Raw genomic sequence first — 10,714 nt, forward strand, 5'->3', positions numbered from 1 at the left:
GAACCCTTATATAGAAAGGCATTTAGCGATTTTTGTTAATTGTTTTTTTCTAGAGCGAACTAATCAATTAAGTCTCTTGCCAGATAAGGATTTAGTCGATTTATGCCCCCCTATCGAACCATACCAAGTAACGAAGAACCAAATAAACTAATAACTGGCAGTTAGTCGGAAATATCAGTTATTTTTTGCTAAAATTCTCCTTTTTCCCGCATTTTCTTGCTTGGAAACAAACTTTTTTCCGCTTTCGTCTTTATCTTTAATTCGCTCCCACTAGGAAACTCAAGGGTAAGATGCTAAATTTTCAAAAGCAGGGTCGTCATCATCCTCTGACCCTATTCACAATGCTTTTAAGTGCTTCTTTCGTTGTGGTCTCCCTTTCCTTGACTCCTGCGATCGCACGTCAATTCGCCCCAATTAACCCAATTAAACCAATTCCTTTGGGGAATGACCGATTAATTCCTGCTGGGACGGACATCCCTGTAAAATACGAGCAAGGGGAAAAAATTCTTTTAACCAAACAAGAAACTTTTTCTTTATCACTGACCGTTACCGATAATATCAAAAATTCCCAAGGACAGACAATTATTCCCGATGGTAGTCAGATTATCGGAGAAATTAAACCCGATGGTCAAGGTTCGCGTTTTCTATCCCAAAAAATCTTTTTAAAAACCCGTCAACCCCAAGAAAAATCTATTGATGCTATTTCGGCAGTTTTCACTCGTCTAGAAAGGATAATTAAAGGAGTTAACCCCGACAAAATTATTCAGGGTGCAGTATTAGGAAAATCCGCCGCTTCTGTCCTCGCTTCTTTTACTTCTGACCAACCGGTTAGCGAGGGATTATTACGAGGAGGAGGATTAGAAGTATTAGCTGGGTGGTTATTACGAGGAGAATCGGTGGAATTATTGTCAATTAACCCGAAGGAGGACTTAAAATTAACCCTTCGTTCTGATTTTACCGGTCAGTAAGCTTAAAAAAATCTGGTGTGTTAGTTATTAATCTAACACACCTGCTATCAAGACTAAGCGGCGTTTTGCCGATACCATTCAATGGTTTTTTGCAAACCTTCTTTAAATTCCATTTGAGCAACAAAACCGAATTTTTCCTGAGCGCGGGTTGTATCTAAACAGCGTCGCGGTTGACCATTCGGTTTATCTATTTCCCAAACAATTTCGCCATCAAAACCCATTAAATCACAGATTAATTCCACTAAATCTTTGATAGAAATCTCATAATTTGTACCAAGATTAACCGGGTCTGATTCATTATAGAATTGACTGGCCATGACAATGCCTCGCGCTGCATCGGTGGAGTAGAGAAACTCCCGGGTTGGACTACCATCTCCCCAGACAGGAAGTTGTTTATCCCCCCGTTGTTGTGCCTCATAAACCTTGCGAATTAAAGCAGGAATTACATGGGAACTACCCGGATCAAAATTATCCTCTGGCCCGTATAAATTCACCGGTAAAAGATAAATTCCGTTGAAACCATACTGCAAACGATAGGACTCTAATTGTACCAATAAAGCCTTTTTAGCGATACCATAAGGCGCATTGGTTTCTTCGGGATATCCTGACCATAAATCGTCTTCATGGAAAGGTACTGGAGTAAATTTTGGATAGGCACAAATTGTCCCCACACAGACAAATTTTTGCACTCCTGCTAGATAGGCAGCGTGAATTAATTGGGTTCCCATCATCAAATTATCATAGAATAATTCGGCAGGTTTTTCCCGATTGAGACCGATACCTCCCACATGGGCAGCCAAATGGATAATTAAATCTTCTTGGTCGGCTAAACGTTGACAGTTTTCCCAAACTCTTAAATCACAATCTTTGGACCGAGGAATTGTAATTTTTGCGGGATTTGCCCCCGCTGCAATTAATTGATTAACTACTTGCCGACCTAAAAATCCAGCCCCCCCGGTGACGACGATTCTCTGTTCGCTTAAATTCAGCATATTTTCACCTCTTTAATCCACAGTTGTCATCGAACGATTGCGAAGATAAGCCAAATCTTTTAATAACTGTTGGCTATCACCACCGTTATTAAGATTAATCCCCAAAGCCGCTAAATCCGCATCTACCATTAATTTTACCAGTCCCTCGAACGTCACCGAAGGCTGCCAGCCTAATTTCTCTCTGGCTTTTGTGGAATCTCCTATCAATAAATCCACTTCCGCTGGACGCAAATAACGTTGATCAAACTCCACATAATCCTGCCAATTTAAATTAACGTATTGGAAAGAAATATCGAGAAACTCCCGGATAGAATAGGTTTCATTGGTCGCCACCACATAATCATCCGGTTCTTCCTGTTGTAACATTAACCACATCGCCCGCACATAGTCCTTAGCATAACCCCAATCCCGTTTAGAATCGAGATTTCCTAGATAGAGTTTTTTCTGTTGTCCGGCAATAATTCGGGCCAAAGCGCGGGTAATTTTGCGCGTGACAAAAGTTTCTCCACGCCGGGGGGATTCATGGTTAAATAAAATGCCGTTACAGGCAAATAAGTCGTAGGATTCCCGATAGTTGATTGTTTGCCAGTGACCGTAAACTTTCGCACAAGCGTAGGGACTGCGGGGATAAAATGGCGTGGTTTCTTTTTGGGGAACTTCCATGACTTTCCCGAACATTTCCGAGGAACCTGCTTGATAGAAACGCACTTCGATGCCAGTTCTTTTTTGGTAATCCCGAATTGCTTCTAGTAGTCTTAAGACACCCACACCGACAGCATCAACGGTGTATTCTGGGGCATCAAAACTAACCCGAACGTGGGATTGGGCCCCTAAATTATACACTTCTACCGGTTGCACTTGTTCGAGGATACGCCGCAGGGTCGTCCCGTCGGTGAGGTCGCCATAATGAAGAAATAATTTAGCATCGGGCTGGTGGGGGTCAATGTAGATATGATCGATGCGATCGGTGTTAAAAGTTGAGGTACGACGGATGATACCGTGGACTTCATAGCCTTTTTCTAATAATAATTCGCTCAGATAGGAACCATCTTGACCGGTGATGCCGGTAATTAGGGCGCGTTTCGGTTGAGTCATCAGTAATTTACCTAATGGGAAAGAATAAAGACCAGGGCAGGGTCTGACTGCTTATAGCACACTTTAGCCCCTCATGACAAGTTTGGCTAGGTTGACCGGGGACAAAAAGATGAATTGATTTTTTATCTGGGCTGCATAGATTCTAAATGGTTCTGACAATTTTCTCGGAATTTTCTGACTTGAAATTCCTTGACTTTGAGTAATTGATAATTATCTTTTCCCATGGCTAGAGAAAATTTGGCTTCGGTCTCATCAAGTAAATTTTTGGAGATAGCTTTCCACTGTTCTTGCGTTTGCCAATGGACAACGATAATTAATTCTTCCTCGATGGCGGGATTAATCCAAAGCTCCTTACCTAAAAAACCAGGTTGTTTTGCTAAAAACTTTGTCCAAATTTCTTGATCTTTTTGGATAAATTTTTCCCTCGCTTCGGGGTTAACTTGAAATTCTAACCACTCAATGACCATAGTAATTATCTCCTATTTTTTGGCTTTCATCAAGAATTCTTCTGTGAGTTTCATAAAAGCTTTGGAACCACTAGAAGAGGGCATGGCTGCCACCGCAGGCACGAACATATCCACGGCTTTAGCTACATTAACATCCATAGGAATCGCATTAGCAAAAATTTGATGGGATTGAAAATCCTGTTGTACCCGGCGCATGACTTGATTATAGTAGCGACTAAGTAAACCACCACCGGAAAGAATAAAAACTATACCGAGTAAACCGGGGTTAATCGGTGCGGTTTCTTGATGACTAGCTTTCAGTTTAACTATTCTTCTTTCTAATAGCTGAATGCCGACAATTGATAAAGGTTCTGGACGGGCAGGTAGTAAATAAAAATGACTGCTACAGAGACCACTACGAGTTAAAAGATTATAGCCCGGAGCGCAGTCCATGATAATATAATCGTAACGGTCTTGAATGGGATCAATGATTTTTTGAATTAAGACTCTTTCTAGGTTATTCCAAGCATGATCAAAGCCTAAATCTTCCTGTAAAATTGCTTGATGGTGCAGGGTTTCTGAGACGACATATTCATCATATAGTTCGATGTCTCCCGGCAGTAGATCTAAGCCTTTAATTTCACAGACTGAAGGGACAATAATATCATCAATAGTTAATTTATTGTAGGGATTGGGTTTGATAATTGCTTCTAATAAATAGCTTAAAGTGCGTTTTTTGCGACGCAGTTGAGCGAATTCGTGGGGGGACATTAAACTAAGAGTCGCACTGATTTGAGCGTCTAAATCGAGGACAAGGACTCGTTTTTGCTGAAATTTAGCTAAACAGGTGGCAAGGTTGACGGTAAGGGTAGTTTTTCCTACTCCTCCTTTCATATTAACGGTGCTGATGACAGTGGCCATTATGGGAGTTCCTTTCTAGTTAACCGATGGAATATCTCGACGTAAAACCTGCCCGTTGGGAGCCATAATTAAAGGAGGTAAACTGGTAATATTGATCGCCTCTTGGGTTTTCATGTCGTAGGTGGTGTAAACTGTTTCCTGTTGATGGGGATTAATATCGACAATTGTTAGGGTTTTTCTAGGTGCTTGTTCACTGTTCAATAACCGTCGCGGTCCACTGCCTAAAGCTCCTGCGTGTAATAATTGTAATTGCCCCCGTTTACCCGGATAGTAAGCGTGAGCGTGGCCACTAATATAAGTATGCACCTGATGGCCCTCTAAAAACGCTCTTAATTGCTCGGCATCGGCTAAATAATCCCCCGGTCGATTTCTGCCCACGGCAATACCGTAGAGGGGTAAATGACCGATTACTAGCCGCATTTTAGCATTTTTAGCGTCGCTACTACTCAAGTTTTTTGCTGCCCAATTTAGTTGTTGCCCAGAGATTAAATGAGTGGAGGCATCCCAGACTAGATAGAATATACCATTTTGAGTGAAAGTATAATAAAAAGGAAAGCCGGTTTTATCGATAAAATTTAAACTTGTATTATGTTGGGGGTTTTGCCAATAATCTTGGGCTAATTTTCTCTCCTTAGCATAGATAAATTTTCCTGCGGATAAAGCTCCAGAAGCGTCATGATTACCGATGGTAAAAGCAAAGGGTATTTTAGCAGCTCGCAGGGGCGCGGCGATATGGTGATCAAAGGCTGACCACATAGCGTTAATTGCTGTCTCTGTCAAGCTGCTTTTTTGTCCTGCCACCATGTCGCCACCACAGAGGACGAGATCGGGTTTATGATTGATAATTAAGGGGATAGCTCGATCGATTTCGGGATCGTAAGTAGTGGAACCGTATTGACTATTAAGGTCACTAATCACAATTATCTTGACTTTTTTACCCTTTTGTGCTTGTTTAACAGCCGACTCAGGGGGATTTTTGGAAGTAACAGGCTGTAAAATTTGATGAGCGCAAGCTGCCAAGCTAAAACCGCCTAAACTGCCACTAATCAGCAAAAATTTACGGCGTTGCATAGGATATCAATCTCGTCTTTAATTGAGGTCACGTCAGTTAGTGTAGCAATTTTTGTCCCTTCGATCGCTTTTTTGTTGATCATCCCAATTAAGTAGGGAGGCACAATCATTTGTAGGATGGGTTAGCGGTAGCGTAACCCATCGGGGCTAATTATACTCACTGCTGTTGTTGTCTGACATAAGCATCTACAAGATTACGAATCAGGGATTGATAGGAAGCATTATGACGTTGAGCTTCCCGTTTAAAATACTCAATACTCTCCTTAGAAAATTCCATCGTTATCCTGACAGTATTTTGATTCGGTATTAGCTGCTCTGGTGGCGGTAAAAAGTCTTCGACAATTGTCACCTTACCAATCGGTTTTGCGGGATCAGGGGTTATGTTCTTCATAGAATTTTCTCCATTTACGCCATTCAGCTGCGCCAAATATACGAATCACTCCATCGCGGTAAGTAAAACGCACCGTTAAAACCCGGTCTTTTACCTTACCAATACAAAACCAACGTTCCTCTGAGTCACTATGTTGGACATCATGGACAATCAAACGATGTGGATCGAAAAACGCATATTGAGCAGTCTCAAAGTCCACACCATGTTTAGCCTTATTGTCAGCTTCTCTTCGACTATCCCAATCGAAAGTGCTTGTCATGTCACTCTAGCATATTTTAGTTTGTGTCGCTAAGTATAGAAAAATGAACCAGAAAATAAAAAACAAAACAGGAATAGAACGAGCCGGGAAAATCCCCCACCGATGAATCCAAGTATGTTCATTGTCAACAAACCTTGCTTTAAAAGTAGAAATATTTCCTAAATACTTATCCTGCTTAAGGATGCGTTTTTTTTCTGTCTTAAGTAGAGCCATAGCTGCGATAGCCGCATAAAGCGAAACTCCAATAATAAATGATGTCACAATTCCTAGTATTGGTAAAGATATAGATAGAAACCCAAGTCGATAATTATTATTACCAGAAATTGCAAATGCTGCCATCAAAAAAGACTGGGAAGTGACATACCAGTTCATTCGATTGGCAATCAGATTGTGTTCACGATGGATCTCTTGGTCGATTAATCCGTAATACTCAATCGATTTGAGATTTTCCTCGTCATTCCACCATTTCCACCGGTTCTCTTGCTTTTTTTTAGAGTCATTCCGCTTTTTAAAGTCATCCCACCATTTCCACCGGTTCTCTTGCTTTTTTTCAGAAGGTTTACCCATTAATTCATCTCCCCATATAGCTTGTTGAATTGAACTAAATCACCATCTTAAGTAGGTGTTTGGAATTAAATATAAAGATGGATCTCCTTGAAGGACTTGCTGCGACTCAATTTCCTAGAAAATTAGTTGCCCCATATTTTTCCAGTTAAATTGAATCAACAACGACTATCGAACCATTTAATTAGCAGATGGCATAAAAGCAAGCTGTGACTGGGTTCTAATTCTTGGAGATGTCCATTAATTATACCGCTCCCTGCTGCCAACTCCGGCACTCATGGACAGTCTTAACGAGTAATTTAGAGAGTCAACCGCTTAGTGGTCTGTCAATCTTGAAATTGTGGATAGGGGAATCCGGCAAAATTATCGGCTCCCAATCCCTCAAAATCAGCTTGACAGACCAATAGAATCGCCCTTAATTTTTGTCAATTGTCGGACTCTAACTATATTCTTCTCCGACACTGAGATTAAAGAGCATTTGCAGGGATTGTAAACAGCGCTTACGCGCTTCGATATCCTGTTGGGCCCGCAGTTGTACCATGGGTTCGTGAAGGATTTTATTAACGATACCGCGGGTCATTGCTTCGATAACTTCTTGGTGTTTTTCGGCGAATTCCGTCCCCAGACGGGAGAGGGCTTTTTCTAATTCCTGTTCGCGAATATCTTCAATTTTGCTTCTTAAACAGCTAATTGTCGGTACAGTGTCCAAAGAACGCCACCAAAGCTCGAAAGCTTCCACTTCCTGCTCTAGGAGTGCCTCTGCTTCCCTAGCCATCTGACGGCGACTTTCCTGATTGGCGGCAACCACCGCCTTGAGATCATCGACGTTAAAAGCTTGCACTTGGGCCAATTCCTTCACGTCGGTGTGGACGTTACGGGGAACGGAAATATCGATTAACATCAGCGAGTTAGCAGCAATCGTCACTTCTGTCAATAAATTTTTAGTTAAAATTGGTTCCGTGGCTCCCGTACTGGTGAAGACGATATCCGATGCCGCTACCGTAGCCATCATCTCTTCTAAGCCATATAGTTGCAGCGGTAGGTTAGGAAATTCACGGGCCAACTCCTGGGCCCGTCTTTGGGAGCGATTGACGATCGCAATTTGCTGAGAACCCTTAGCCAGAAGGTGCGTAACTAATAATCGGGACATTTTCCCTGCCCCGATAATAGCGATTTTTTTGCTGCTGAGGTCTGTCATCTTAGCATGGGCTAACTCCACCGCCGCCGAACTGATCGATACGGCTCCTGTGCCGATGCTGGTTTCCGTGCGGACGCGTTTACCGGCAGTCATCGCTTGTTTAAACAGGCGATCGAGTAACTGGCTAATAGTATTGTACTTCTGAGCTAATTTATGGGTATTTTTAACTTGAGCGAGAATTTGCCCTTCACCGAGGACAAGACTTTCTAAACCGGCGGATACCCGGAGCAGATGACGGACAGCATCCTGATGCAGTAGGGTAAACAGATAACGACGCAGGACATTAAGGGGAATATGCCCGATTTCAGCGAGAAACTGGGTAATTTCCACCACGCCCTTCTCCGTATCCGTAACCACGGCGTAGATCTCCAAACGGTTACAGGTGCTGATAATAGCCACCTCTTGGATGTGGGGATAACCCTTGAGGTGGGTAAGGGCGGACTCGATTTTCGCTTCCGGGATACTCAATTTTTCACGAATTTCCACAGGGGCTGTCTTGTGACTCAAGCCCACTACAGCAATATTCATTTATGTTCTCCTACAAATGTTGCTCAGGCTACAAAAATTATTGATAAAGATCAGTGCGTTATGTCTCTAATTGTTGCAATTTAGTCCCAATCGGGATGCAAATAAAAGATGTTTGAAAAAAAACTTTATATATTTTTACCAATGAGGGCGAGGTGAGCCATACCCACCCCACCGGGTCAGAGAATTATCTCAGTTGAATGTATTTGGGTTGGTCGAACAGGTGAACGGTATCGACAAAGCGAGCGGTTTTCGATTGGGTGGAGATAACCAAGCTTTGGGTACGAGCGCCACCGTGGAAGAAGCGTACCCCTTCCATCAGGGTGCCGGGGGTGATCCCACAGGCGGCAAAGAGGACGGTTTCGCCACTGGCTAATTCTTCGCAACCGTAAACGCGATCGGGATTGGTGATCCCCATTTCTTGCAGACGAGCGATATTACCCTCGCGACTTTCACCGATTAAACCGGTTTTGACCACTTCGGGATCATAGATTAATTGTCCCTGGAAGTGACCCCCCAGACAACGCATAGCCGCCGCCGAGATTACCCCTTCCGGAGCGGCACCGATACCCATGAGAGCATGAATATTAGTTCCCGAAAAAGCGCAGGAAATAGCGGCCGATACGTCACCATCGCTGATCAGACGAACTCTCGCCCCAGCGTTGCGGATTTCTTGGATTAATTCCTTGTGACGGGGACGATCCATAACTACTACCACCAGTTCTTCGATCGAACGATTGAGACAATCGGAAAGAACTTTCAGGTTTTCCGTCGCCGATTTATTAATATCCACATGACCTTTAGCTGCTGGGGGAGCCGCTAATTTTTTCATATAAAAGTCAGGGGCAGCGAATAATCCGCCTTTTTCGGAGATCGCTAACACGGCCATAGAACCATTTTGACCGTAGGCAACCAAGTTAGTGCCTTCGCAGGGATCGACGGCGATATCGATTTCGACTAATTCGTCGGGATTACAATATTGTTTGGCATCAACTTGGGTACAGATACCCACTTCTTCGCCAATATAGAGCATGGGAGCCTCGTCTCTTTCCCCTTCTCCGATAACGATGCGACCGCGCATATGGATTTTATTCATCCGTTCGCGCATCGCTTCCACAGCGACGTGATCGGCGGTATTTTTTTCGCCTTTACCCATCCACTTCGAGGAGGCAATGGCAGCCTGTTCGACCACTTCGATAATTTCTAACCCTAGCGTACTTTCCACTCGATGATCCTCCCTACAGCTGATCTATGATTTATCTAGTGAGTTTGTTTCCTTAACAGTCAAAAGTCTATCACCAGACGGGGATCATTCTTAAGTTTTTATGCAGATCAGCTGGAGGAGACTGGTATAGCTAGGGAGTTTTTGCTGGCACTGTCGCCTCCATCTCAGTTATGGAGAGCTTGAGTGCTGATTTCGGCGTTAAACTACGGATAAATTCCAGGGGTAAACCGTCTGTGTCGGCAATAAAGGTGACTTCATAGACAAGATCGCCGATCATCTGTTGTTGGGGTGGCAAAAGAATGTTTAAAGGTTGATATAGATCGGCATCCTCTTGATGAGCTTGCTGAAAGTTATTTGTTAATTTTTCTAACCATTCTGGTAAATTGCTGACATTTTCTGTTAGGTCAAAAGACAAGTGATAATAACCGACATAATGCTGATCACCAAAGGCATCGGGTGCAGGTTTCGGTTGGGGAATTTGGATTAATTCGATGCGTCCGTTTAACCCGGTTAGCCAACAGGCCAATGTATAACCCGTGGTGAATCTTTCCTCTAGGGTAAAACCGAGAAGTTGATAAAAAGCGATCGCCCGATGGATATTAGCCGTCCGAATAGAAGCATGGTGCATTTTCAGTAATCAGTAATCAGTGATCAGTAATCAGTGAGAATTCGGGGTTGACAAGCAATCCTTCATCGATCTGCCTCCCGATTCAGTTTTGAGGTTGTCAGTTTATGTTTCTTCGTTACTTGGTATGATTTGATCGGGTGGTATAAATCGACTAAATCCTTATCTGGCAAGAGACTTAATTGATTACCAAAAACCGCAGCAATGTCTTTCTCTATAATGGTTTCATCCCTTATCACCTCCTCCATTGCATAACAATTCCCGAAGAGCCGAGTTTATTAAGTGAGATTATTCACTGATAACTGATAAGTACCTAGGCAAAATTATTTACACATGACGATCATTGCCCCGTAAGGGTTTTAGCTCGATCGGGCAGGTAATTAATTTTGCATGACTACTTAACTGATAACTGATAACTGATAACTGATAACTGA

Annotated in this window: 13 protein-coding genes; 1 reads left to right on the forward strand and 12 read right to left on the reverse strand. The window is 42.9% G+C overall.

From position 1 onward, the window contains the following. Positions 1–290 precede the first annotated feature (290 nt). Positions 291–968 (forward strand): hypothetical protein, encoded by a 678-nt coding sequence (locus tag IM509_RS05035; protein WP_052277786.1) that lies wholly within the window; start codon positions 291–293, stop codon positions 966–968. Positions 969–1,021: 53 nt separating this feature from the next. On the opposite strand, the gene IM509_RS05040 is transcribed toward IM509_RS05035, so the two are convergent. From IM509_RS05040 to IM509_RS05095, 12 genes are all read right to left on the reverse strand, one after another. Beyond that, on the reverse strand, positions 1,022–1,960 hold the full coding sequence (locus tag IM509_RS05040) for a GDP-L-fucose synthase family protein (protein WP_002786067.1): 939 nt from the start codon (positions 1,958–1,960) through the stop codon (positions 1,022–1,024). A 12-nt stretch (positions 1,961–1,972) separates the two neighbouring features. Next, the gene (gmd, locus tag IM509_RS05045) at positions 1,973–3,055 is read right to left on the reverse strand and encodes a GDP-mannose 4,6-dehydratase (RefSeq protein WP_002786066.1); all 1,083 of its coding nucleotides are present in this window, start codon (positions 3,053–3,055) and stop codon (positions 1,973–1,975) included. Between the two features lie 122 nt (positions 3,056–3,177). Beyond that, positions 3,178–3,522 carry a TIGR03792 family protein gene (locus IM509_RS05050; protein ID WP_002769020.1) on the reverse strand — a complete coding sequence of 115 codons (345 nt, stop codon included), beginning with the start codon at positions 3,520–3,522 and terminating at the stop codon, positions 3,178–3,180. A gap of 12 nt (positions 3,523–3,534) precedes the next feature. Further along, positions 3,535–4,422: a ParA family protein gene (locus IM509_RS05055; protein WP_072925476.1), complete on the reverse strand. Its 888-nt coding sequence runs from the start codon at positions 4,420–4,422 to the stop codon at positions 3,535–3,537. Between the two features lie 15 nt (positions 4,423–4,437). After that, the gene (locus IM509_RS05060) at positions 4,438–5,493 is read right to left on the reverse strand and encodes a metallophosphoesterase family protein (protein WP_052277787.1); all 1,056 of its coding nucleotides are present in this window, start codon (positions 5,491–5,493) and stop codon (positions 4,438–4,440) included. A 157-nt stretch (positions 5,494–5,650) separates the two neighbouring features. Next, the gene (locus IM509_RS05065; RefSeq protein WP_002756314.1) at positions 5,651–5,884 is read right to left on the reverse strand and encodes a hypothetical protein; all 234 of its coding nucleotides are present in this window, start codon (positions 5,882–5,884) and stop codon (positions 5,651–5,653) included. Further along, positions 5,865–6,143, reverse strand: a complete 279-nt coding sequence (locus IM509_RS05070) for a BrnT family toxin (RefSeq protein WP_002756313.1) — start codon at positions 6,141–6,143, stop codon at positions 5,865–5,867. The genes IM509_RS05065 and IM509_RS05070 overlap by 20 nt, the downstream gene beginning before the upstream one ends. A 6-nt stretch (positions 6,144–6,149) precedes the next feature. Then, complete coding sequence (locus IM509_RS05075) at positions 6,150–6,710, reverse strand: hypothetical protein (protein ID WP_260441369.1); 561 nt, start codon at positions 6,708–6,710, stop codon at positions 6,150–6,152. 436 nt (positions 6,711–7,146) lie between these two features. Further along, positions 7,147–8,433 carry a glutamyl-tRNA reductase gene (locus tag IM509_RS05080; protein ID WP_052277788.1) on the reverse strand — a complete coding sequence of 429 codons (1,287 nt, stop codon included), beginning with the start codon at positions 8,431–8,433 and terminating at the stop codon, positions 7,147–7,149. A 184-nt stretch (positions 8,434–8,617) separates the two neighbouring features. After that, entirely contained in the window at positions 8,618–9,655 is a 1,038-nt protein-coding gene (gene glpX / locus IM509_RS05085) for a class II fructose-bisphosphatase (protein ID WP_052277789.1), read from the reverse strand. A gap of 130 nt (positions 9,656–9,785) precedes the next feature. Further along, on the reverse strand, positions 9,786–10,283 hold the full coding sequence (locus IM509_RS05090) for a VOC family protein (RefSeq protein WP_185238019.1): 498 nt from the start codon (positions 10,281–10,283) through the stop codon (positions 9,786–9,788). 62 nt (positions 10,284–10,345) lie between these two features. Continuing rightward, positions 10,346–10,528: a hypothetical protein gene (locus tag IM509_RS05095; protein ID WP_002781626.1), complete on the reverse strand. Its 183-nt coding sequence runs from the start codon at positions 10,526–10,528 to the stop codon at positions 10,346–10,348. Positions 10,529–10,714: the final 186 nt, after the last annotated feature.

Source organism: Microcystis sp. M31BS1 (assembly GCF_020245285.1).
GTDB lineage: Bacteria > Cyanobacteriota > Cyanobacteriia > Cyanobacteriales > Microcystaceae > Microcystis > Microcystis panniformis.